21 protein-coding genes and 1 pseudogene are annotated in these 20,989 nt (G+C 72.4%); 13 read left to right on the top strand and 9 right to left on the bottom strand.

The features are described 5' to 3' along the window. Positions 1-205: 205 nt before the first annotated feature. Positions 206-640: pseudogene (locus tag WAB15_RS20615) on the top strand (hypothetical protein); the annotation flags it as partial. On the opposite strand, the gene WAB15_RS20610 reads toward WAB15_RS20615, so the two are convergent. Continuing rightward, positions 565-2,130 carry a VWA domain-containing protein gene (locus WAB15_RS20610; protein ID WP_407287136.1) on the bottom strand — a complete coding sequence of 522 codons (1,566 nt, stop codon included), beginning with the start codon at positions 2,128-2,130 and terminating at the stop codon, positions 565-567. The pseudogene WAB15_RS20615 and the gene WAB15_RS20610 overlap by 76 nt on opposite strands. Before the next feature lie 664 nt (positions 2,131-2,794). Here WAB15_RS20610 and WAB15_RS20605 point away from each other — a divergent pair. Next, positions 2,795-4,081, top strand: coding sequence for an alpha/beta hydrolase (locus tag WAB15_RS20605; RefSeq protein WP_399145938.1), 1,287 nt, complete (start codon positions 2,795-2,797; stop codon positions 4,079-4,081). Positions 4,082-4,201: 120 nt separating this feature from the next. Here the strand turns inward: WAB15_RS20605 and WAB15_RS20600 are convergent, their stop codons facing one another. Beyond that, positions 4,202-5,017 (bottom strand): polysaccharide deacetylase family protein, encoded by an 816-nt coding sequence (locus WAB15_RS20600; RefSeq protein WP_399145939.1) that lies wholly within the window; start codon positions 5,015-5,017, stop codon positions 4,202-4,204. 277 nt (positions 5,018-5,294) lie between these two features. Here WAB15_RS20600 and WAB15_RS20595 point away from each other — a divergent pair, with 277 nt between their 5' ends. From WAB15_RS20595 to WAB15_RS20585, 3 genes are read left to right on the top strand one after another with little or no spacing between them, the layout of a single operon-like run. Then, positions 5,295-6,044: an ABC transporter permease gene (locus tag WAB15_RS20595; protein ID WP_399145940.1), complete on the top strand. Its 750-nt coding sequence runs from the start codon at positions 5,295-5,297 to the stop codon at positions 6,042-6,044. Next, positions 6,041-6,715 (top strand): ABC transporter permease, encoded by a 675-nt coding sequence (locus WAB15_RS20590; RefSeq protein WP_407287135.1) that lies wholly within the window; start codon positions 6,041-6,043, stop codon positions 6,713-6,715. Before WAB15_RS20595 ends, WAB15_RS20590 begins: the two co-directional genes overlap by 4 nt. Beyond that, on the top strand, positions 6,712-7,662 hold the full coding sequence (locus WAB15_RS20585) for an ABC transporter substrate-binding protein (RefSeq protein WP_407287134.1): 951 nt from the start codon (positions 6,712-6,714) through the stop codon (positions 7,660-7,662). The genes WAB15_RS20590 and WAB15_RS20585 overlap by 4 nt, the downstream gene beginning before the upstream one ends. 163 nt (positions 7,663-7,825) lie before the next feature. Here WAB15_RS20585 and WAB15_RS20580 read toward each other — a convergent pair whose 3' ends face one another. Both WAB15_RS20580 and WAB15_RS20575 read right to left on the bottom strand, forming a co-directional pair. After that, positions 7,826-8,983 (bottom strand): ATP-binding cassette domain-containing protein, encoded by a 1,158-nt coding sequence (locus WAB15_RS20580; protein WP_407287133.1) that lies wholly within the window; start codon positions 8,981-8,983, stop codon positions 7,826-7,828. 80 nt (positions 8,984-9,063) lie between these two features. Next, entirely contained in the window at positions 9,064-9,741 is a 678-nt protein-coding gene (locus WAB15_RS20575) for a response regulator transcription factor (protein WP_407287132.1), read from the bottom strand. Between the two features lie 321 nt (positions 9,742-10,062). On the opposite strand from WAB15_RS20575, the gene WAB15_RS20570 reads away from it, so the two are divergent. Continuing rightward, a complete protein-coding gene (locus WAB15_RS20570; RefSeq protein WP_399145945.1) occupies positions 10,063-11,004 on the top strand; it encodes an NADP-dependent oxidoreductase in 942 nt (313 codons plus the stop codon). Positions 11,005-11,011: 7 nt separating this feature from the next. Here the strand turns inward: WAB15_RS20570 and WAB15_RS20565 are convergent, their stop codons facing one another. The 3 genes from WAB15_RS20565 to WAB15_RS20555 all read right to left on the bottom strand — a co-directional run bounded on the left by WAB15_RS20565 (position 11,012) and on the right by WAB15_RS20555 (position 13,823). After that, a complete protein-coding gene (locus WAB15_RS20565) occupies positions 11,012-11,962 on the bottom strand; it encodes a hypothetical protein (RefSeq protein ID WP_407287131.1) in 951 nt (316 codons plus the stop codon). A gap of 112 nt (positions 11,963-12,074) precedes the next feature. Continuing rightward, the gene (locus WAB15_RS20560; RefSeq protein WP_399145947.1) at positions 12,075-12,683 is read right to left on the bottom strand and encodes a hypothetical protein; all 609 of its coding nucleotides are present in this window, start codon (positions 12,681-12,683) and stop codon (positions 12,075-12,077) included. A 108-nt stretch (positions 12,684-12,791) separates the two neighbouring features. Beyond that, positions 12,792-13,823 (bottom strand): cation diffusion facilitator family transporter, encoded by a 1,032-nt coding sequence (locus tag WAB15_RS20555; RefSeq protein WP_407287130.1) that lies wholly within the window; start codon positions 13,821-13,823, stop codon positions 12,792-12,794. 273 nt (positions 13,824-14,096) lie between these two features. Here WAB15_RS20555 and cbiE point away from each other — a divergent pair, with 273 nt between their 5' ends. The 3 genes from cbiE (at position 14,097) to WAB15_RS20540 (ending at position 16,794) form a co-directional block, all read left to right on the top strand. Continuing rightward, a complete protein-coding gene (cbiE, locus tag WAB15_RS20550) occupies positions 14,097-15,413 on the top strand; it encodes a precorrin-6y C5,15-methyltransferase (decarboxylating) subunit CbiE (protein WP_407287129.1) in 1,317 nt (438 codons plus the stop codon). A 139-nt stretch (positions 15,414-15,552) separates the two neighbouring features. Beyond that, positions 15,553-16,314 (top strand): precorrin-4 C(11)-methyltransferase, encoded by a 762-nt coding sequence (gene cobM / locus WAB15_RS20545; protein WP_399145950.1) that lies wholly within the window; start codon positions 15,553-15,555, stop codon positions 16,312-16,314. Positions 16,315-16,428: 114 nt separating this feature from the next. Further along, complete coding sequence (locus WAB15_RS20540; protein ID WP_399145951.1) at positions 16,429-16,794, top strand: hypothetical protein; 366 nt, start codon at positions 16,429-16,431, stop codon at positions 16,792-16,794. A 121-nt stretch (positions 16,795-16,915) separates the two neighbouring features. Here WAB15_RS20540 and WAB15_RS20535 read toward each other — a convergent pair whose 3' ends face one another. Next, positions 16,916-18,130: a cobalt-precorrin-5B (C(1))-methyltransferase gene (locus WAB15_RS20535; RefSeq protein WP_399145952.1), complete on the bottom strand. Its 1,215-nt coding sequence runs from the start codon at positions 18,128-18,130 to the stop codon at positions 16,916-16,918. 17 nt (positions 18,131-18,147) lie between these two features. Between WAB15_RS20535 and WAB15_RS20530 the strand changes: the two genes are divergently transcribed. Further along, positions 18,148-18,948 carry a cobalt-precorrin-6A reductase gene (locus tag WAB15_RS20530; protein ID WP_407287128.1) on the top strand — a complete coding sequence of 267 codons (801 nt, stop codon included), beginning with the start codon at positions 18,148-18,150 and terminating at the stop codon, positions 18,946-18,948. A 120-nt stretch (positions 18,949-19,068) separates the two neighbouring features. Here WAB15_RS20530 and WAB15_RS20525 read toward each other — a convergent pair whose 3' ends face one another. After that, positions 19,069-19,296: a hypothetical protein gene (locus WAB15_RS20525; protein WP_407287127.1), complete on the bottom strand. Its 228-nt coding sequence runs from the start codon at positions 19,294-19,296 to the stop codon at positions 19,069-19,071. A 130-nt stretch (positions 19,297-19,426) separates the two neighbouring features. Between WAB15_RS20525 and WAB15_RS20520 the strand changes: the two genes are divergently transcribed. The 3 genes from WAB15_RS20520 to WAB15_RS20510 all read left to right on the top strand — a co-directional run bounded on the left by WAB15_RS20520 (position 19,427) and on the right by WAB15_RS20510 (position 20,987). Beyond that, positions 19,427-20,248, top strand: a complete 822-nt coding sequence (locus WAB15_RS20520) for a helix-turn-helix domain-containing protein (protein WP_407287126.1) — start codon at positions 19,427-19,429, stop codon at positions 20,246-20,248. Further along, positions 20,245-20,466: a DUF397 domain-containing protein gene (locus WAB15_RS20515; RefSeq protein ID WP_407287125.1), complete on the top strand. Its 222-nt coding sequence runs from the start codon at positions 20,245-20,247 to the stop codon at positions 20,464-20,466. The genes WAB15_RS20520 and WAB15_RS20515 overlap by 4 nt, the downstream gene beginning before the upstream one ends. Before the next feature lie 155 nt (positions 20,467-20,621). Next, positions 20,622-20,987: a type VII secretion target gene (locus WAB15_RS20510; protein ID WP_407287124.1), complete on the top strand. Its 366-nt coding sequence runs from the start codon at positions 20,622-20,624 to the stop codon at positions 20,985-20,987. Positions 20,988-20,989: the final 2 nt, after the last annotated feature.

Genomic DNA, 20,989 nt, shown 5'->3' with positions numbered 1-20,989 from the left:
ACTTTCTCTGATTGTCAGTGGGCGGGGCTAAGGTCTCGATCATGGCGACGGCACAGGGAAAGGCTGAGGGGCCCGGGCACGCCCGGTACACCTTCCGCCTGCGTGTGTCGTCCACGGCCCGTACCGGTCTGGAAGCGGAGTGGGCACGGTGCCGGTGGGTGTGGAACGAGTGCGTGGCGGTCTCCCGCAAGGTCCCGACACCGCCGGGTATCGCAAAGCCCGTAAGGCCGCGGCGAAGGTGTCAAAGAAGATCGCCCGGCAGCGGCAGGACATGGGACGCAAGTGGGCCAAGAGGATCGTCCGGGACTTCGACCACATCGCGGTGGAGGACTTCCGCCCGAAGTTCCTCGCCAAGACCACGCTGGCTCGTAAGGCGGCCGACGCCGCGATCGGCGCGACGAAGGCGGCGCTGGTCGAGATGGCCCACAAGCACGGCCGTACCGTGCATCTGGTCCACCCCGCGCACACCACCGCCGCTGCCGTGCGCGCGGCGAAAGCGTCGGCCGCGGCGGGCCGTGGGGCCCGGCCGCGGCCGGTGGGGTGCTGGTGGGGGGTGCCTGCGGGTCAGTTGTCCTTGACGACGCCGGCGGCGCGGGCCTCGGTGAGCCACTCGGGGAACTCGACCATCAGCTGCTGGTAGAGCTCGTCGTGGGAGAGGCTGCGCGGGTCGCGGCCGGCGTGGAAGAAGCCGGCGTTGTCGACGGCGCGCTTCTCCGGGACGGCCAGGTCGTCGAGCTTGCGGAGGAAGTCGAAGCCCTTGGCGTCCGGGTCTCCGAAGCCGATGAACTGCCAGAAGATGGGGAGTCCGGCGGCCTCGCACAGGGCCCGCTCGGCGGCCGGCTTGGAGGTCGGGGCGCCGTCGGTCTGGAAGATGACGAAGGCCGGGGCGGTGCTGCCGGACTTCTTGTAGTGCTCGACGACGGCGTTGACGGCCCAGTGGTAGTTGGTGCGGCCCATGTGGCCGAGACCGGCGTGCAACTCCTCGATGCGGCCCTCGTAGTTGGTGAGGTCGATCTCGGCGGTGCCGTCGACGTCGGTGGAGAAGAAGACGACGGGGACGATGGCGTCGTCGTCGAAGTTGGCGGCGAGGCCGAGGGCCTGTTCGGCCAGGTTCTGGACCGTGCCGTCCTTGTAGTAGTTGCGCATCGAGCCGGAGCGGTCGAGGACCAGGTAGACGGCGGCGCGCTGGGTGCCGAGGCCGTGCTTCTCCAGCGTGGTGCCGGCGGCCTTGTAGAGGCTGACAAGGGCGGGGGCGGTGGTGGCCAGGGCGCTCTCGGTGCCCTTGGTGTCCTCGGTGACCGCGGGGCTTTCAGTGCCCTTGGTGTCCTCGGGGCTCTTGGTGCTCTCGCTCGTCTCGGTGGCCTCGGCCTCGGCCTCGGCGGGCTGGGGCTCCGGCTCGGCGGCGGCCTGCGGCTCCGGCTGGGCCTCCGGCTCGGGCTCCTCCGGGGCGGCCTCGGCGGTCGGCTGCTCCTCCGGGGCGGCCCCGGTCTTCGGCTCGGCCTCGGCCTCGGCGGGGGCTTCGGCCTCGGCAGGGGCTTCGGCCTTGGCCTCCTCCTTCGGCTCGGCCTTCTCCTGGGTCTTCTCCTCGGCCTTCGGCTCGTCCACCGCTACGGACTTCGCCTCGCCCTCGACCGGCACCGATTCCGTGGCGGATTCGGTGGCGGTCTCCGTGGCGGACTCGGCGGTCGCCGGCGACGCCGGGCTCGGGTTGTCGAAGGCCCGGCTCACGAGTTCGGAGACGGTGTCGGCCTTGTCCGCGGATGCGGTCGCGGGCTCCTCGTCGGCCTTGGCCGGCTCGGTCGCGGTGGGGGCGGAGTCGGCGGACTCCTCGCGTACGGACGGCGTCTCGGTCCGTACGGGCGTCTCCGCGCGGTCCACCGGGCTGCTCTGGGCCGGCAGGGTCGCGGTCGTCGGCGCCGGGCTCGGGGCCGCGTCCGCGTCCTCCGGGGGCGCCGTGCGGGCGGCGGGGACCTCGGCCTCCGGGGCGGGGGCCGGGGCGGCTTCCTCGCGGGCCTCCGGGATGGTCGCGGACTCCGGCTTGTCGGCCGTGCCGCTCGGGGCGCCGCCGGATTCTTCACGGGTCGCCTTGGAGCGACCGAAAGCGTTGCGCAGCAGACTCCGAATGCCCATCGGCGAACCTCTCTTGCGTGTGGGGTGCGGCGTATGTCCGTGAAGCACGGACATGTCCCTGACCAGGACGGATACGTAAGGGTAGCGGCCGGGGCCGGGCTCATCGTGGGACCCCGCGCCTCGCGTGGTGGGCCATCCGGGGGGTATCGCGGGGCAGGTGGTTTCAGCCGGCGCGCCGGTGTCCTGCCGGTGGTGCATCGCCCCTGCGTACGGGGCTGAACGGCGGTTCGTGCGGAGTGCCGTACGGCGTCCCGGCGGCCGCTCGCGAAGGTCTGCCGCGGTTCCGGATTCACCGCCTGTTCATGTGTGCCGCGTCGTGCCGGCCGGATGGGGTGACGGGGGACGGGGAGGCGAAAGTGGCGAATGGGGGGCATGTTGGCCGAGTTGGGGGAATTAGCGAAGTTAGTGAAGTTAGGAGAATTGGTACGAGTGGTGAGGGGTGGGGGAGTTGGCCGGAGTTGGGAGAGTGCGCCTTTGCGCGACGCCCTCACATCACGCCCCGGAAACGAAGTGGCAAGAGCTGGGTAAGAACTGAGTCGTTCAGGTATCCGATGCGCAGGTGTGCCCGTCTCCTCCGGTGACCATTGTCCTGAGCCGCCCGTTGTGCCTAGGCGGCCAATAAGAAGGCAAGAACCCTTCCGAGGGTGACGGGAGATGTGAGCGCATGGGGCTGACCAGTCAGTCGCTCGAATACATGGTGGTCGTGCTGGCGGTGGCCTGTGTGGCCGCCACGGTGTGGCTCTGGCCCCGGCTGGCCAAGCGCGGGATCCGTGCCGTACTGGGCAGGCTGGGCGCCATCGTGGTCACCCAGGTGTCGATCGTGTGCGCGCTCGCCCTCGCCGTGAATACGAACTTCGAGTTCTACGGCAACTGGGACGAGCTGCTGGGCAACAACGACGAGGCGCCGGTGTCCGTGAGCCAGGGCGGCGGGCAGTACGCCTCGGTCGGCAACCTCAAGGGCGGGCTGATCCAACCGGCGGGCCCGCAGGGTCTCGATCGGGTGACCGGTCTGCCCAAGGGGCCCGCCGACAAGGTGGGCAAGGTCGAGTCCGTACGGATCGTCGGGCGCCGCACCCGGGCCATCAACCCGGGATTCGTCTATCTGCCGCCGCAGTACTTCCAGCAGCAGTTCCGCCGGCAGCGGTTCCCCGTCATGGTCGTCATCAGCGGCTACCCCGGCGGGATCATGAACCTCGCGCAGCACCTCCAGGTGCCGCAGAACGCGGGCCGGCTGATCGCCCAGGGCAAGATGCAGCCGACGGTGATCGTGATGGTGCGGCCGACGATCGCGCCGCCGCGGGACACCGAGTGCGTGGACGTGCCGGGCGGTCCGCAGGCCGAGACGTTCTTCACCAAGGACCTGCCGGACGCCATGAAGTCGGCCTACCGGGTGGGCCGTGACCCCAGTGCCTGGGGCGCGTTCGGCTACTCGTCCGGCGGTACCTGCTCGCTGCAGCTGGCGATGCGCAACCCGAAGGTCTACACCTCGGCGGTCTCGCTCTCCGGCGACTACGCCATCAAGGACGACCTGACCACCGGCAGCCTCTTCGGCGCCGGTGCGGCGGGCGCCCAGCGGGAGCGCGAGCACGATCTGCTGTGGCGGCTGAAGAACCTGCCTTCGCCGCAGGTCTCCGCGCTGGTGGCCAGCAGCCGCAAGGGTGAGGCCAATTACGGCCCCACCATGAAGTTCCTCCATGCGGCCAAGTCGCCGATGACGGTCGACTCGATCATCCTGCCGCAGGGCAGCCACCAGTTCGCGACCTGGCGGCGCGAGGTCGTACCGGCCCTGGAGTGGCAGAGCCAGCAGCTGACGTTCCCGCAGGACACCGAGGCCGTCGTCCCGCCGCGCAAGCAGGGCGCCAAGCCGGGGCAGGGCGGATCGCCGGGCCAGGCGCCGACGTCCGAGGAGAGCGGCCGCCGCCGCGTGGAGGCCGAGCGCCCGCAGGGCTGACCTCACTCCGCGAGGCCGCTCGCGACCGCCGGATGCTCACGAGCCCGGCCCACGTCCCCTGTGCGTGGGCCGGGCTCGCGCGTACCCGCTCGCGGGCCCGGGGGCTGGTGGGGCCGCCCGTCACTCCGGCCGGTAGACCATCCCCGGCTCCGGCTTCGCCGGGGAGAGCAGCTGGGAGACCGTGACGACCGTGTAGCCGCGCTTCTTCAGTTCCTTGAGGATGCCCGGGACGGCCGGCACGGTGCCCTGGTAGATGTCGTGCAGCAGGATGATGCCGTCGCGCTCGGTCTGTTCGAGGACCCGCTTGGTGATCAGGGCCGAGTCGTTGGTCTGGTAGTCCTTGGCGGTCACGCTCCACAGGACCTGGGCCAGGCCGAGGTCCTTGCTGATCTTGGAGACCTCCCCGTCGGTCCTGCCCTGCGGCGGGCGCATCAGCCGGGGCGTCTTGCCGGTGATCTTGCGGACCGCGTCCTGCAGGCGGGACAGCTCCCGCTTCGCCTCGTCGGGCGCGATCTCGGTCAGGATCTGGTGCGACCAGGTGTGGTTGGCCAGCTCATGGCCCTCGGCGTCGATCCGCTTGACCTCGGCCGGGCGCTTGGCGACGTGGTTCTTGCCGAGCATGAAGAAGGTCGCGTGCACCTTCTCCTTCTTGAGGATGTCCAGCAGGCGGTCGGTGTTCTCGCTGGGGCCCGCGTCGAAGGTGAGCGCGACGCACTTGGCCTTGGCGCAGTCGACGTGCGCGTCGCCGCCGGCGGTCCCGTTCTCCGTCGCCTTTCCGTCCGTCGACTTCCCTTCCGCCGCCGAGGCGTCGGCGCGGGCGTCGGCCGGCGCGGTGACGTCGTACGTGGCGCAACCGCTGAGGGCCAGGACCAGGGATGTGGCCGCCAGCAGCCCGGCTGTGGACAGGCTGCGGGCCGTGGACTTCTGCTTCGGCATGCGGGTCTCTCTTCGGGCGCGGATGGTCGGCAAGGAGTCCGTGACCTGCGCTTTCGGGCATGGCGAAGCCGACGCGTACAGGGGTGTGCCCTGCCGCGCCGACCACCGGGTCGCACCGGTCCAACGGACTCCGGGGAACTATACATAGGTAGTACACACTGCGTGTATACGTGGGGTGTCTACATCCCCTGCGGAGGTCTGCGCGGGGTGGGCGAAGGGGTGCCCGATCGGACGCGTCCGCCGCGACACCCCGCCCCCGCCGGGGTGGACTCGTACCGTGACCGCACCGCCGCCGGACGACTGCCTGGCCCGTAACGAATGGATCTGCGGCGACTACCTGAGCACCCGCCGGCAGATCCTGCTCGACGCGGTCGTCCAGCACATCCAGCTGACGGTGGTCTCGGTGGCGCTGGGGCTGGTGATCGCGGTCCCGCTGGCGGTGCTGGCCCGCCGCCGGCGGTGGACGGCCGGGCCGGTGCTCGGCATCACCACGGTCCTCTACACGATTCCGTCGCTGGCGATGTTCTCGCTGCTGCTGCCGGTCTACGGGCTCTCCGCCACCCTCGTCGTGGCCGGCCTCGTCCTCTACTCCCTCACCCTGCTCGTACGGAACATCCTGGCGGGGCTGAACGGCGTCCCCGCCGAGGCCACGGAAGCCGCCCGCGGCATGGGGTACGGGCCGCTGCGCCAACTGCTGACCGTCGAGTTTCCGCTGGCCCTGCCCGCGGCGATGGCCGGGCTGCGGATCGCCACGGTCTCGGCGGTCGCCCTCACCACGGTCGGCGCGATCGTCGGCTACGGCGGGCTGGGCAACCTCATCTACGCCGGGATGAACGGGTACTTCAAGGCGCAGGTGCTCACCGCGTCCGTGCTGTGCGTGCTCATCGCGGTCGTCTTCGATCTGCTGCTGCTCGGCGCGGAACGGCTGCTCACCCCCTGGCGGCGGGCCGGCCGGCGGGCGCGGGTGCGGATCCGGGCCACCGCGGGGACCGAGCGACCGGTCGCGGCTCCCGGGCGGCGGACATGAACACCCTCTTCGAGGTCTGGGCATGGCTGACCACCGGCGCCAACTGGTCCGGTGAGAACGGCGTCTGGCACCGCCTCGAACAGCACCTCGTCCTCACCTTCGCGTGCCTGGTCATCAGCGCCCTGATCGCGCTGCCGATCGCGCTGACCCTCGGCCACCTCGGACGCGGCGGCGCGCTGGCGGTCAACCTTGCCAACGTCGGGCGCGCGGTGCCGACCTTCGCCGTACTCGTCCTGCTGCTGCTCACCCCCCTCGGGCGGCACGGGCAGTGGCCGACGATCATCGCCCTGGTGCTGTTCGCCATCCCTCCGCTGCTGACCAACGCGTACGTCGGGATGCGTGAGGTGGACCGGAGCGTGGTGCGGGCCGCGCGGGGCATGGGGATGACCGGGTGGCAGCTGGTGTGGCGGGTGGAGGTGCCGCTGGCCTTTCCGCTGGTGCTGACCGGCGTCCGGATCGCCGCGGTCCAGCTCGTGGCCACCGCCACGCTCGCCGCGCTGGTGGGCGGCGGGGGCCTCGGCCGGATCATCACCGCGGGGTTCAACCTGGCAAGTACCCCGCAGGTGGTCGCCGGTGCGGTGCTGGTCGCGGTGTTCGCGCTGCTGATGGAGGCCGGCTTCGAGCTCGTGGAGCGGTTCGCGCCGGGGTGGGTGCGGGGGCGGGTCGGGTGAGGGCCGCCGGCACGGCCGTCGCGGCCCTGGCGGTCCTCGGGCTCACCGGATGCGCCACCGGCCCCTCCCTGGAGACCCGCTCCGCGATCACCGCCTCGCCCGGGGACAGTAGCGAACTGGCCATCGGCTCGGCCGGCTTCACCGAGAGCGAGCTGCTCGCCCGGATGTATGCGGCGCTGCTCGACCACGCCGGCTACCGGACCCATGTCCTGACTGTCGGCAACCGCGAGCTGTACGAACCCGCGCTGGAGGCCGGGCAGATCGACGTCGTCCCCGAGTACGCCGCGACCTTCGCGGACTGGCTCAACGCCAAGAACAAGGGCGCCGAGGCGCCGCCCGTCGCCTCGCCCGACCTCGGCACCACCATGGCCGCACTGCGCCGGCTCGCCGCCCGCCGCGGTCTGACCGTGCTGCCGCCCGGCCGGGCCGTCGACCAGAACGCCTTCGCGGTGAGCGCCGCATACGCCCGCAAGCACCGCCTCAAGACGCTCGGCGACCTCGGCCGCGCCAAGCTGCCGGTGCGGCTCGCGGCGGGCGACGAGTGCGTCCAACGGCCCTTCTGCGCGCCGGGGTTGCGGAAGACGTACGGGATCGACGTCACCGCCATCGACCCGAAGGGGGTCGGCACCACGCCCGCCAAGCAGGCCGTGCAGAACGGACAGGACCAGATGGTGCTGACCACCAGCACGGACGCCACCCTCGACCAGTTCGGGCTGGTGCTGCTCGCCGACGACAAGAAGCTGCAGAACGCCGACTACGTCCTCCCCGTCGTCAACCGCGCCCGCGCGGGCGGCCCGCGCCCCGCCGCGGCGCTGAATCGCCTCAACACGGTCCTGACCACCGCCGATCTGGCGCACCTCAACGAACAGGTGGACAGCTGGCGGCGGCTCCCGGCGGACGTGGCACGCACCTACCTCATGGCGAAGGGGCTGCTGCCGAAGAGCTGAACCGCGCCATGTCCGGTGAGTGGGCCGGTGTCTCACGCGCGTCGACGTACCGGCGAGCGGGCCGCTGTTTCACGTGAAACGACGCGCAGGCAAGCACAGCGGACGTTTCACGTGAAACACGCGCCAGGGCCCCTCCGCGCACAGCCCCTCCTCGCCTCCCCCCTCACTCCGTGGGCACCGAGTCCACCCGCGCCCGCTCCCGCGGCACCCCCCGCTCGTCCGAGTCGATGGCGCGGCGCAGCGCCTCATGGAGCTTGGTCGGGGTGAGGACGCCCAGGAACCGCTCGCCGTCCAGGACCGCGATCCAGCCGGCATCGTGCTTGAGCATCTCGCTGAAGGCGGCCTTGAGGGTGCCGGTGACCGGCACCCAGGCCTCCATGCGGCGGGCGTGTCCGGCGACCGTGCCGGCGCCACCGGTCAGCTCCTCCGCGCCCACCCAGCCGTGCAGTTCGCCGTCCTCGTCCAGCACCACCGCCCAGCGGGCCCCCTCGGCCCGCAGTCGTCCCGCCGCCTGCGCGGCCGGCTCGCCGAGTCGGGCGAACGGCGGGCGTTCGAGGTCGCCGCGGTCGATGCCGGTCACCGAGAGCTGCTTCAACGCCCGGTCGGAGCCCACGAATTCGGCGACGTACGGCGTGGCCGGGGCGCCGAGGACGCTCGCGGGGGTGTCGTACTGCTCGATGCGTCCAGCCCCGTAGACCGCGATCCGGTCGCCGAGCCGGATGGCCTCCTCGATGTCATGGGTGACCAGCAGCACCGTCTTGTGGAGGGTGGACTGCAGCCGCAGGAACTCCTTCTGCAGCCGGTCGCGCACGACCGGGTCGACCGCGCCGAACGGCTCGTCCATCAGCAGCACGGGCGGATCGGCGGCGAGTGCGCGGGCCACCCCGACGCGCTGGCGCTGGCCGCCGGAGAGCTGTTCGGGATAGCGGGCGCCGTAGACGGCCGGGTCCAGCCCGACCAGCTCCAGGAGTTCGGCCGCCCGCTCGCGTGCCGCGGCCTTCTTCCAGCCGGTCAGAAAGGGCACGGTGGCCGTGTTGTCGAGGACCGTGCGGTGCGGGAAGAGGCCGGTCTGCTGGATGACATAGCCGATGCGGCGGCGCAGCCGGACCGGGTCGACGCCGGCGATGTCCGCACCGTCGACGTAGATCCGCCCCTGAGTGGGGTCGATGAGCCGGTTGACCATCATCATCGTCGTCGTCTTGCCGCAGCCGGACGGTCCGACGAGGGTCACCAGCTCCCCCTCGCCGACCTCGAAGGAGAGGTCGTCGACGGCGGTGGTCCCGTCGGGGTAGCGCTTGGTGACCGACTCGAACCGGATCATTGAGTCATTGAATCCCGCCACCCGCGACCGGTCCCGTCATGCGGGCAATCGGGTGTGGAACGCCCACGGCCAGGCACTTCTCACCGGCGCTCGCCCGGCGCGTCGCTCATCCGGTACCCGGCGCCGGGCACGGTCTCGATCACCGGCGGGTCGCCGAGCTTGGCGCGCAGCTGGCCGAGCGTGACGCGGACGGCGTTGGTGCGGTAGCCGGTGTGCTCCTCCCACACCTCCTCGATCAGGTCGTCGCCGCTGACCACGGCGCCCTGGGCGCGCAGCAGGACCTCCAGCACCCCGAACTCCTGGCGGGTCAGGGCCAGTGGACGGCCGTCGCGCACCGCCAGGTTGCGCGCGGTGTCGACGGTGACGCCGGCCCGCTCGATGACCGGCGGCAGGGCGGGCCGGGCCCGCCGGCCCAGCGCCAGGACCCGGGCGAGCAACTCCCCGTACGCGAACGGCTTGGTCAGACAGTCGTCGGCCGCCGGCCCGAGTCCGGCCGCCCGGGCGTGGGCCGTGCCGGACGCGGTGAGCATCAGCACCCGCGTCGGCAGCCCCTCCTCCACCACGTACCGGCACACCTCGTCGCCGTGCGGCCCGGGCAGATCACGGTCCAGGACGAGCACGTCGTACGCGCCGAGCCGCAGCTTGGCCAGCGCCTCGCGGCCGTCATGCGCGACGTCCACCGCGAGCGCGTCGCGGCGCAGCCCCGCGCCGATCATGTCCGCGAGGAACTCCTCGTCCTCCACCACCAGCACACGCATACGGTCATGTGTACCCGAGGGCCGCCCTTCCACGACGTAAGCCTCTTGCGCCGCGACGCCCCGGACCAGGGAATTCACCACGCTGGAGCCGGACGCCGCCGAGCGGTCGGGGAAACGAGGGGCGGTCCTGGGCTCCGGCGCCACCGGCAACTCACCACGGTGGCGCCGCGCCCCCGGGGCGGGAACGACTTTTCCGTCCGCCTCGGGGGGCCGTACGAGTTGCTTCCGCCGCACCGCCTTTGCACCTGCCGCGTCCGGCCGCACCGGCGTGCTTACGATCCACTTCGGCCACCGGTCGGAAGGGTGGAAGGGAACGCCACGATGAGAGCCGTAGCAGTCAACGCATTCGGCGCACAGCCGCAGCTCATGGAGCTTCCGCAGCCCGATCCAGGGCCCGGTGAGGTCCTGGTGCGGCTGTCCGCCGCCGGACTCAACCCCATCGACTGGAAGCTCGCCGACGGGATGTTCGGGGACGCCGTCCCCGCATCCTTCCCCCTGATCCTGGGCACGGACGGGGCCGGCGAGGTGCTCGCGATCGGCACCGGCGTACGGCGGTTCACCGTCGGCGACTCGGTGTTCGGCCAGTTCCAGCGCCCGGAGCAGGGTGGGGGCTCGTACTGCGAACTGGCCATCGCCGACGAGGAACGCATCGCGCACGCCGCCCGCAGCGTCACCTACGCGACCTCCGCGGCGCTGCCGACGGCCGGCATGACCGCGTACAACCTCGTCGAGGAGACCCGGATCGCCGACGGCAAGCGCGTGCTGATCGTGGGCGCGACCGGCGGCGTCGGCACCTTCGCCACCCAGCTCGCGGCCGGCCGCGGCGCCGAGGTGATCGCCACCGCCCGCCCGGCCATGGCGGAGCTGATGCGGAACCTGGGCGCGGCGGAGACCGTCGACCACACCGCGGGCCCGCTCGCCGACCAGGTCCTGGCGGCGCATCCGGACGGGGTGGACGTGCTGATCGACATGATCAGCGGTCCCGCGGAGTTCGGCGAGCTGACCCGGACCGTGCGCGACGGAGGCACGGCCGTCTCGCTGATCGGCTCGGCGGACGCGGACGAGCTGACCGAGCACAACCTGCGCGGCTTCAACTTCGTCAACCGGCCCTCCCCGCAGCTGCTGGAGATCCTGGCCGGTCATGTCGACGCGGGCCGCCTGACCGTCCTCGTGGGCCGCGAGGTCTCCCTGGAAGAGGCCCCGGAGGCGCTGGCGGCCAGCCGCACCGGCCGGGCGCAGGGCAAGACGGTCCTGGCGATCTGACCGGTCCTCAGCCGGGGCCGGCGGCGCGCCGTGCGCGCCAGGCCCGGACCGCCGGCGGCCCCGCCGCGGCCAGCACCGCGGTCAGCGTTCCCGCGCCGACGACGAGCCAGACGCCGGTCCGCAGCGGACCGGTCAGCGCGTCGGCGTACGCGTCGGCGGCGGGCCGGGAGACCATCGTGGGCAGCGCGTCCAGGGTGCGGCCGCGGAGCAGCGCGAGCGCCACGGCCAGCAGGGCGGCGGCCGCCGCGCAGCCCGCCCCGGTGCAGATCAGCGCCCGCCGCCGGCGCCGCGCCAGCAGCAGCCCGCCCGCCAGGCACAGCGCCGCGGCCGGCGGCAGCAGCCGAGCCCCGTGCTGGACGACGTCGTAGACGGCCCGGACCCGGGGTACGTACGCGGCCTCCAGCAGCACCACCTCCACGCCGGAGCGCGGCACCCGGCGGACGAAGTCCACCCCCATGCCGGAGCCGTTTTGGGACAGCTGGCGTTTGACCCGTTCCAGGACAGGTGTGAGGTCGAGGGTGACCGCCGAGTTGCCGGGGGCGGCCAGGGTGCCGTCCAGGGACCGGTGGGCGGTCCGGTGCACCCCGTTCCACATGGCGGGGAATCCGCTGCCGGTGACGACCTGGCGCACCTGTTTGGCGACGGATTCCCGGATGCCGTGGGTGAAGTGGCGGCGCACGGCCGGACGTTCCGCGCGGGGTACGGCTCTGAGCAGCCCCTTCAGCAGACCGTCGAGCTGGATGCGCGCCATCACCCCGTCCGTCACGTCGTCGACGACGGCCTGCTGTACGGCCGCGTCGCCGGCCAGCGGCGCCACCGTCTCCACATAGCTGTCGGTCTCGGTCAGTTCGGCGCGGGCCCAGGTGGCGGCCAGCCCGAGCGGCAGCAGGAGCGCACCGACCAGCAGCAGCACCCCGCCGGCCAGGCCCCGCGCCGACGTCGGGCCCCTCGCTGACATCGCGTCGTCCTCCCGTGAGCCCTGCCGTACGGCCACCTTCCAGGCAAGTCCGTAGGGCTGTCGCTCGCGAGCGGGGCCGGTGCCAATGGGTGACCCGGCGCGGGTGCCCGGCTCAGCGCGGGGCCGTCGCCGCCCGCCGCCGGCGCACCGTCCGCACCACCCCGGGCACCAGCAGCGCGGCGGCCGCGGCGGCCACCGCCCACCACCCCCAGCCGTCGTTGCCGTCGCCCGCCGGGCCGGTCTGCGGCAGGTCGTCGAGATCGCCCGAGCAGGCCACCGGAGCGTAGGAGCCGCCCACGTAGACGCAGGCCGTGGCGGCGGCGCGCAGGGTGCCGGGGGCGGCGGTGGTAGTGCGATCCGGGCGGTCGCCGAGTACGGCGGTGGCGGTGAACACCTGGATGTCGTGCGCGGGCAGATCGGCGCGCCAGGTGACCTTCTGGCGCCCCGTCCCGTGGCCCTGGACGGTGCCGCCGGGGGCGGTGGCGGACGTCGTGGTGGCCGGCATCCGCTGTTCGACCCGGGCCCCGTGGACCTGGTCGGCGCCCAGGTTGTGCACGGTGACGCGGTATTCGAGCCGTCTGCCGGTCTCGGTGTCGTCGGCGCCGTCGGTCACCGCGACCGACACCGAGACGGCGGGCGGTGCCTGCGGGGCGGGTACGGCGGCGATCAGACCGGGGGAGGCGGCGGCGCACAGCAGCGCGCGGACAACGGCGGTTCTCATGCCGTCATCCGAGCACCGCGGCGCCCGCCACCGGCGGCACGCGGCCCCTGGCCCGGGCCGGGTTCACCCGAGGGGCGGCGCCCTGGGGTCGCGCGGCGACCCTGGCGCTCAGTGCCGATGCGGCCCCGGTCGGTGCACCGGGCCGTGCGCGTTCTCGCAGTGGTCGGCGGCGGGCTCCGGGGCGGTTCCGGGAGCGGGGCGCGGCCCCAGCGTCAGCACCTCGTCGGCGTCGCCCTGTTCGCCGACGTGATCGACCTGGAGCGTGGCGTGGGTGATGCCGTACTCGCCGCTCAGCAGCTCCTGGAGGTTCCGGCGGACCTTGTGGCAGTCGCCGCCCGGGGCCACCAGGATGTGCGCGGACAGCGCGGGGTGCCCGGAGGTGATCAGCCAGATGTGCAGATCGTGGATCTCGACGACCTCGTCCTCGGCGACCAGGTGGTCGCCCAGCGCGTCCGGGTCGATCCCGGCCGGCGCGGCCTCCATGAAGATCCGCCCGGACTCCCGCACCAGCCCCGTACCGGCCCGCAGCATCAGCGCGACGACCACCAGCGTGGCGATCGCGTCGGCCTGGGCGAAGCCCGTCAGCAGCACGACCAGGCCGGAGACGGCGGTGGCCACGAACCCGAACAGGTCGGTGAGGATGTGCTGGTAGGCGCCCTCGACGTTCAGGCTGGAGCGGTTGGCCTTGGACAGCAGCCAGGTGCAGATCAGGTTCACCACGATCCCGGACAGTGCGGTGATCAGCACCAGCCCGCCGGTCACGTCGGGCGGCGAGATCAGCCGCTGGACCGCCTCGTAGGCCAGCCAGACCGACAGCAGCAGCAAGGTGATGCCGTTGGCCTGCGCGGAGAGGATCTCGGCGCGCTTGAGCCCGTAGGTGTAGCCGCCGCGCGCCGGCCGCGCGGACAGCCGCATCGCGATCAGCGCCAGCACGATCGAGACCGCGTCGGTGAGCATGTGGGCGGCATCGGAGATCAGCGCCAGCGACTGCGCCACCACGCCGATGACGACCTCGACCGCCATGTACGCGGTGAGCAGGACGAGTGCGGCGCGCAGCCAGCGCCGGTCCGCGTCCGGTGAGACCCCGTGGCTGTGGCTGTGGCTGTGGCCGTGCCCGTGGCTGTGGGCGTGCTCGGTCATGGGCGCGCTCCTTCCTGGCTCCTGGCTGCGAAGCAAACCGCACTTCGGCCAAAGATCCAAAGGCTGCACCGGTGACCGTTGTCATTACCGTCGAACGGCCCATCGTGCCTGGTCAGAGCGGTGAGAAGAGAACGGTGCCGCGATGCCCAAACGGAGGCCGACTGTCCGGTCGCCGGAGTCGTGGGGCCGTCCCCGGTCGCCGGCCCCACCCGACCGGTCAGTAGAGTTCGGCTCCCGCCACCGACCCCCATCCGAGGTAAGAGGTAATCGGCAGTGAGCCCCGCACCACCCGCCCCGGCCGCTCCTGAACCCCTCTGCGTCGTCGGCATCGGAGCCGACGGCTGGGACGGACTGCCCGCCGCCTCCCAGGAGGCCCTGCGCACGGCCGAGGTACTGATCGGCGGCGCCCGCCAGCTGGCGCTGCTGCCCGCGGACGTCCCGGGCGAGCGCGTCCCGTGGCCCTCGCCGCTGCGCCCCGCCGTCCCCGGCCTGCTCGCCGCGTATGCCGGGCGCCGGGTGTGCGTGCTGGCCAGCGGCGACCCGATGTTCTACGGGATCGGGCGGACGCTGACCGAGGTACTGGCGGAGCAGGAGGCGGGGGAGGTGCACGGCGCGGTCGCGCCCGGCGGCCACGAGCCGCCCGCCGCGCGGCCTCGGCTCCGCATCCTCCCGCACCCCTCCGCCGTCTCCCACGCCTGCGCGCGCCTTGGCTGGCCGGTCGAGGACACCGAGGTCGTCACGCTCGTCGGACGGCCCACCGACAACCTGGCCCGCGCGCTGTACGACGGCCACCGCCTGCTGGTGCTGTCCGCCGGCGCCGGCACCCCCGCCGAGGTCGCCGCCCTGCTGCGGGCCCGCGGATTCGGCCCGACCCGGATGCGCGTACTGGAGCAACTCGGCGGCGAGCGCGAGCGGATGGTGCGGGGGACGGCCGCCGACTGGGACGCACCGCCCGCCGACCCGCTCAACGTCATCGCCCTGGACTGCGTCCGCGAGCCCGGCACCCCGGCCCTGGCCACCGTCCCCGGCCTGCCCGACACCGCCTACGAACACGACGGCCAGCTCACCAAGCGCCATGTCCGCGCCGCCACGCTCGCCGCGCTGGCCCCCGCCCCCGGCGAACTGCTGTGGGACATCGGCGGCGGCTCCGGCTCCATCGCCATCGAATGGCTGCGGGCGCACCGCGGCTGCCGCGCCGTCAGCGTCGAGCGCGACCCGGTACGGGCCGAGCGGATCGGCCGCAACGCGGGCGCGCTCGGCGTACCGGCGCTGCGCGTGGTGCACGGCGCCGCGCCCGCCGCGCTGGCGGGCCTGCCGGCACCGGACGCGGTGTTCATCGGCGGCGGCCTGACCGCCCCCGGCCTGCTGGCCGCCTGCTGGGAGGCGCTGCCCCCGGGCGGCCGGATCGTCGCGAACACCGTGACGCTGGAGTCCGAGGCGCTGCTCACCGAGTGGTACCGGCGGCACGGCGGCGACCTGATCCGCCTCGCGGTCTCCCACGCGGTACCGGTCGGCGGCTTCACGGGCTGGCGGCAGGCGATGCCGGTCACGCAGTGGGCGGCCGTCAAACCCGTGACGGGGCGGCCGTGATGCCCACGGTGCGGCTGACGTAAGGCCGGCGCCCCAGCCGTACGGCCCGCCTCCCGACCCGGCCGGGCAGCCCCGCCCCACTCGCCCCCTTCCGCTCTCCGCCCGCTCTGTGCCCGCCCTCCCCAGGAGTCCACCCACCATGACCGTCCACTTCATCGGCGCGGGTCCCGGCGCCGCCGACCTGATCACCGTGCGCGGCGCCCGTACGCTCGCCTCCTGCCAGGTCTGCCTCTACGCCGGCAGCCTGGTGCCGCGGGAGCTGCTCGCCGAGTGCCCGCCCGGCGCCCGGCTCGTCGACACCGCGCAGCTGGACCTCGACACCATCACCGCCGAGATGGTCCGCGCCCATGAGGAGGGCCACGACGTGGCCCGATTGCACTCGGGCGACCCGTCCGTCTTCAGCGCGGTCGCCGAGCAGATGCGCCGGCTGGACGCGGCCGGAGTGCCCTACGACGTGGTGCCGGGCGTCCCCGCGTTCGCCGCCGCGGCCGCCGCCCTCAAGCGCGAACTGACCGTGCCCACCGTCGGCCAGACCGTCATCCTCACCCGCGTCGCCCAGCGCGCCACCCCCATGCCCGAGGGCGAGGACCTGGCCACCCTCGGCCGCAGCGGCGCGCTGCTGGTGCTGCACCTGGCCGCGATGTACGTCGACCGGGTCGTCGCCGAGCTGCTGCCGCACTACGGCGCCGACTGCCCGGCCGCCGTCGTCGCCATGGCCTCCCGGCCCGACGAACTCGTCCTGCGGGGCACGCTGTCCGACATCGCCGAGCAGGTGAAGGCCGCGGGCGTGGTCCGTACGGCCGTCATCATGGTCGGCCGCACCCTGGGTGCCGAGCAGTTCCGCGACAGCCATCTGTACTCGGCGGACCGGGAGCGGCCGCACGGATCCTGCGGCGTCTGACTGATCATATGACCGCATCGGGGTGAATATCCGTTATCCACCCTCCGGATGCCGGTAGGGACGGTGCACACCTACGGGGAACCCGCGTTACCCGAGTCAAAGGAGTACGCCGCGATGCGCACCAGACTGGCCGCCGGATCGGTGGCCGCCGCAGCCCTGCTGACCCTCTTCGGCACCACCACGGCCGGCGCCGACGACACCACCAGCCACGCCCGCCCGAAGGCCGCCGCCGCGCCGGCGGGCGACCAGGCGCGCGTGGTGCGCGACGACCCGGAGCGCAAGCACCACGGGAAGCGGCACGACGGCCGCGAGGAGCATCCCGAGCTGCGCGACAGCCCTCTACGGCTGACCGCCTGCGCCCTCGGGACGGCGCTGGGTTCGCTGACCGGATTGGACAACTCCTGCGTGCACGAGCGGCTCGGCGTGAACTACCCGCCCTTCTCGAACGAAGGACCCAGGACCGCCGAGTACCGCAGATGAGGAACCGGCGCCCCGGGGGCGGCCGGTAGGCGGGCGGATTCGCGACGGCAACGGCCGGTAGCCGGAGCCGAGACCGGAACGGCCGGTGAGGGGAGAGGGGAAGCCCTCACCGGCCCACGGATCAACCGCGGCGGCCGTCGTCCCCCGGTCCCCGCGGCCCCGCCTGCCCCACCACCATCCCCGCCCGGTCGATGCAGATCACATCGACCGCGACCGGCGCGCCCCGCAGCACGGCCAGCGCCTCGTCCCGCGCCACCGCCGCCACCAGATCCCCCAGCGGAACGCCGGCCGCCGCGCACAACTGCAGCGCCGCCAGCCCCGTGTTGGCCTCGGCCACCGCCGCCGCCAGCGCCTCGTCCGCCCCGCCCCGCCGGGCCAGCTGCGCGAGGAACCCCTTGTCCACCTGCGACCGCGCCGAGTGCAGATCCAGGTGCCCCGCCGCCAGTTTGGACAGCTTGGCGAACCCGCCGCAGATGGTGAGCCGGTCCACCGGATGGCGCCGGAGGTACTTCAGCACCGCGCCCGCGAAGTCCCCCATGTCCAGCAGCGCGTCCTCAGGGAGGCGGTGCAGCGCGACGGCGACCTTCTCCGACGTCGACCCCGTGCACCCGGCCACATGCGTCCGTCCCGCCGCACGCGCCACGTCCACCCCGCGCCGGATGGAGTCGATCCACGCCGAGCAGGAGTACGGCACCACGATCCCGGTGGTCCCCAGGATCGACAGCCCGCCCAGAATGCCCAGCCGCGGATTCCAGGTACTGCGCGCGATCTCCTCACCGTGATCGACCGACACCTCCACCTCGACGTCGGCCGCCGCCCCCGCACCGCCGTGCCGCCGCGCCACCTCCGCCAGGTGCTCCCGCATCATCTGCCGGGGCACGGGGTTGATCGCCGGCTCCCCGACGTCCAGGGGCAGCCCCGGCCGGGTCACCGTCCCGACCCCCGGACCGGCCTTGAAGCGCACCCCGGAACCGGCCGGCAGGGCCCGCACCCTGGCCCTGATCAGCGCACCGTGCGTCACATCCGGATCGTCGCCCGCATCCTTCACCACACCCGCCAGCGCGCTGCCGCCCTCGGCGTCCAGCTCCTCCACCGCCAGCGCGAAGGACGGCGTCTGCCCCTTCGGCAAGGTGATCGTCACCGGGTCGGGGAAGTCACCGCTGAGCAGCGCTGTGTACGCGGCCGTGCTCGCCGCCGTCGCACACGCCCCGGTCGTCCAGCCGTGCCGCAGCCCGGTGTGCGCGAGCTGCGCGCTGCGCCCGCCCGCGGCCGTGCCCTTGCCCGGCCCCGCACCCCGCGGCTGCCCTCCCGTACCCTTCGTTTGCTCTTCAGCCACGGAGGAACCCACATCCCATGCCCGACGCAGCCCGCCCGCCACGCCACGTACTGATCCTCGGCGGTACGACGGAGGCCCGTCGCCTGGCCGCCACCCTGGCACCGGAGCCGGCCCTGCGCGTGACGACCTCGCTCGCGGGTCGGGTCGCCGCGCCCCGCCTGCCCGACGGAGAGGTCCGCATCGGCGGGTTCGGCGGCCCCGAAGGCCTCGCCCGCTGGCTGTGCGAACACGCGGTGGACGTGCTCATCGACGCCACCCATCCTTTCGCCGGCACGATCAGTCACCACGCGGCCCTGGCCGCGGTCACCGCCCATGTTCCCCTGCTGGCCCTCCGCCGCCCCGGCTGGGTACCGGGACCCGGCGACACCTGGCACCAGGTCACCTCCCTGGCCGACGCGGCCGCCGCCCTCCCCGCCCTCGGCACCCGCGTCTTCCTCACCACCGGCCGCATGGGCCTGTCGTCCTTCGCCCACCTCACCGACCCGTGGTTCCTGGTCCGCTCCGTCGACCCGCCCGAGCCCCCGCACCCGCCCCGTATGACGGTGCTGCTCGACCGGGGCCCCTTCACCCTGGACGGCGAGCGCGAACTGCTGCGCACCCACCGCATCGACGTCCTGGTGACCAAGGACAGCGGCGCCGCGGCGACGGCCCCCAAGCTGACCGCCGCCCGGGAGGCCGGCATCCCCGTCGTCCTCGTCCGCCGCCCTCCGACCCCGGGAGGCGTACCGGAGGTACCGACCCCGGAGGGCGCGGCCACCTGGCTGCGAACCCTTTTCCCCGACCTCCCCGACCTCAACGAGGCCGGCACAACGAGCTGAACCGATTCGCTTCCCGGACCCGATCCTGCAATTCCACACGGCGGCGTGCCGCTGCCACTTCCCGTTCCTCCTCCGGGTCCCGGCCCGCATCGGAGTCCGCCGCCTCATCGCTCTCTTCGTTCACGTGGCGCCCTTGCGAATCGTCTCCGCGAGCCGCCGGGCGAGGTCAGGCGTACAGCGCCCCAGGTCCACGAGCGGACGTGGAATGTCCCCGGCCAGCGAGACACCGTCGAGCGAAAGCGATGGCAAGGTGATCCCCGCCCCCTTCAGAGCCGTCCGCAGATCGTCCCGCGCCTCCTCGGCGTCCTTGACCCGCTCGGCCGCCGGATCACGCTCCACATCTCCCATTCCTTCTCTTCTCCGTTCGAGTCCTGACTGGTCTTCCAATTCCCTTGTGCAGCCCTAGAGTTGTCGCTCCGACGCCGCTCGCGAAAGGGAGTCGGCGTTGTCGCGGGAAAGGGCAACAAGGGACTCGAAGATGGTCGAAAAGAATTCCGAGACCGAGGATTCCGCGCGCTGGGTCCTCGCCTGCGAACTCCGCCGGTTACGGGAGGCGTCCGGCAGATCGCTGGCCCAGCTGGCCGAGGAGACCAACTACGACCGCACGTACCTCCACCGCCTGGAGACCGGCGAACGCCTCTCCAAACTGCCGGTCATGGAGGCGCTGGACCGGGTGTACGGGACGGGTGAGCTGCTCGTACGGCTGTGGAGGCTGGCGCGGCTGGATGCGTTCAAGGACAGGTATCGGGCGTTCATGCGGTACGAAGCCAAGGCCACGATCATCCACAAGTACTCGTTGATCGTTCCTGGCCTGCTGCAGACCGAAGCCTTCGCCCGGCTCGCGTTGTCGCTGGGGCCTACGCCCATAAGCCCTGACGAGCTGGATGAGAACGTTGCGGCCCGCTTGGGCAGGCAGGACCTGCTGCGCCGCAGCCCGTCGCCCAGCGTGCGGTTCATTCTCGACGAGTCGGTTCTACGGCGTCCGGTGCTCGACGCCGAGGTCTGGCATGCCCAGCTGACTCGAATCGCGGATGTCGCCGAAGCGCCAGCCATCGCTATTCAGGTGCTTCCGTTCTCTGCTGGGGTACAACGCTTGTCGGGCAGCCCGCTCGCGCTCCTGTGGATGGCGGATGACAGTGCTGTTGCCTACCTGGAAGGCAACGGATCGGGCGAACTGATCGAGGATCCGGAAGAAGTCCAGCGTTACCGACTGTCTTACGATCACCTGCGGGATGCGGCGCTGACGCCCCGTAACTCATTGTCGCTGATCAGGCAGTTGGTAGAGGAGAGCAGGCCATGAAGACGACGCCCGACCTGACCGGTGCGGCATGGCGCAAGAGCAGCTACAGCGACGGCGGAGACGACAACTGCGTCGAGGTCGCGGACGGACTGGTCACCACCATCCCCGTCCGCGACAGCAAGAACCCCGCCGGTCCGGCGCTGTTCTTTCCGACCGGGGTCTGGTCGGCGTTCATACGCACCGTCAAGGCCGGCCGCCTCGGGTCGACTTCGAACTAGACACAGGTTGGCTGGATCGCGCGTCATTGCGACAAGGGCTCCCCCGACGCCATCACGTATGGTGACAGGTCGTCCAGCCCTGGGGGGGAGCTGGTGTGTGCCCTCCCCGATGCTGGGTCCAGAAGGCCGAAGAAAAACGGGGGATCGGGGAAATCATGTCGACCACCAACGTCGACCCGGCTGCGTTGCGCGCGGCAGCCGTCCACGGCGAAGAGATGCAAGCCGGCGTCGGAACTGCCCTGAGTAGTTTGAACGCGCATCATCAGGCCGTGCCTGGGCAGGCGGAGGGCTTCGCATTCGTCCAAGATCTGCTGAGAACCCAAAAGGCTTGGCATGAACGCCTCAATGATGTCCGGAAAGAGAGCGGTGAGATCGCCCGCTCGCTCCGGTCGTCTGCGGACAACTACGAGAAGAACGACGAAGAAACCGCCAATGCGTTCACTCGTCCTGCCGTCGGCAGCTCTGTTTCCGTCCGCCCGGCGATGCAGAGCGCTGCTCGCCACGACAGCCCCTTTGGGTGATG

Source organism: Streptomyces sirii (assembly GCF_045690365.1).
Classification (GTDB): domain Bacteria; phylum Actinomycetota; class Actinomycetes; order Streptomycetales; family Streptomycetaceae; genus Streptomyces; species Streptomyces sirii.
The sequence above is the reverse complement of the archived record's forward strand: the minus strand, read 5'-3'. Positions and strand labels throughout refer to the sequence as shown.

Coding starts and splice junctions, on each gene's coding strand:
- WAB15_RS20610 (WP_407287136.1), bottom strand. CDS start 2,130: ATGGGCATTCGGAGTCTGCTGCGCAACGCTTTCGGTCGCTCCAAGGCG.
- WAB15_RS20605 (WP_399145938.1), top strand. CDS start 2,795: ATGGGGCTGACCAGTCAGTCGCTCGAATACATGGTGGTCGTGCTGGCG.
- WAB15_RS20600 (WP_399145939.1), bottom strand. CDS start 5,017: ATGCCGAAGCAGAAGTCCACGGCCCGCAGCCTGTCCACAGCCGGGCTG.
- WAB15_RS20590 (WP_407287135.1), top strand. CDS start 6,041: ATGAACACCCTCTTCGAGGTCTGGGCATGGCTGACCACCGGCGCCAAC.
- WAB15_RS20580 (WP_407287133.1), bottom strand. CDS start 8,983: ATGATCCGGTTCGAGTCGGTCACCAAGCGCTACCCCGACGGGACCACC.
- WAB15_RS20575 (WP_407287132.1), bottom strand. CDS start 9,741: ATGCGTGTGCTGGTGGTGGAGGACGAGGAGTTCCTCGCGGACATGATC.
- WAB15_RS20570 (WP_399145945.1), top strand. CDS start 10,063: ATGAGAGCCGTAGCAGTCAACGCATTCGGCGCACAGCCGCAGCTCATG.
- WAB15_RS20565 (WP_407287131.1), bottom strand. CDS start 11,962: ATGTCAGCGAGGGGCCCGACGTCGGCGCGGGGCCTGGCCGGCGGGGTG.
- WAB15_RS20560 (WP_399145947.1), bottom strand. CDS start 12,683: ATGAGAACCGCCGTTGTCCGCGCGCTGCTGTGCGCCGCCGCCTCCCCC.
- WAB15_RS20555 (WP_407287130.1), bottom strand. CDS start 13,823: ATGACCGAGCACGCCCACAGCCACGGGCACGGCCACAGCCACAGCCAC.
- cobM (WP_399145950.1), top strand. CDS start 15,553: ATGACCGTCCACTTCATCGGCGCGGGTCCCGGCGCCGCCGACCTGATC.
- WAB15_RS20540 (WP_399145951.1), top strand. CDS start 16,429: ATGCGCACCAGACTGGCCGCCGGATCGGTGGCCGCCGCAGCCCTGCTG.
- WAB15_RS20530 (WP_407287128.1), top strand. CDS start 18,148: ATGCCCGACGCAGCCCGCCCGCCACGCCACGTACTGATCCTCGGCGGT.
- WAB15_RS20525 (WP_407287127.1), bottom strand. CDS start 19,296: ATGGGAGATGTGGAGCGTGATCCGGCGGCCGAGCGGGTCAAGGACGCC.
- WAB15_RS20520 (WP_407287126.1), top strand. CDS start 19,427: ATGGTCGAAAAGAATTCCGAGACCGAGGATTCCGCGCGCTGGGTCCTC.
- WAB15_RS20515 (WP_407287125.1), top strand. CDS start 20,245: ATGAAGACGACGCCCGACCTGACCGGTGCGGCATGGCGCAAGAGCAGC.
- WAB15_RS20510 (WP_407287124.1), top strand. CDS start 20,622: ATGTCGACCACCAACGTCGACCCGGCTGCGTTGCGCGCGGCAGCCGTC.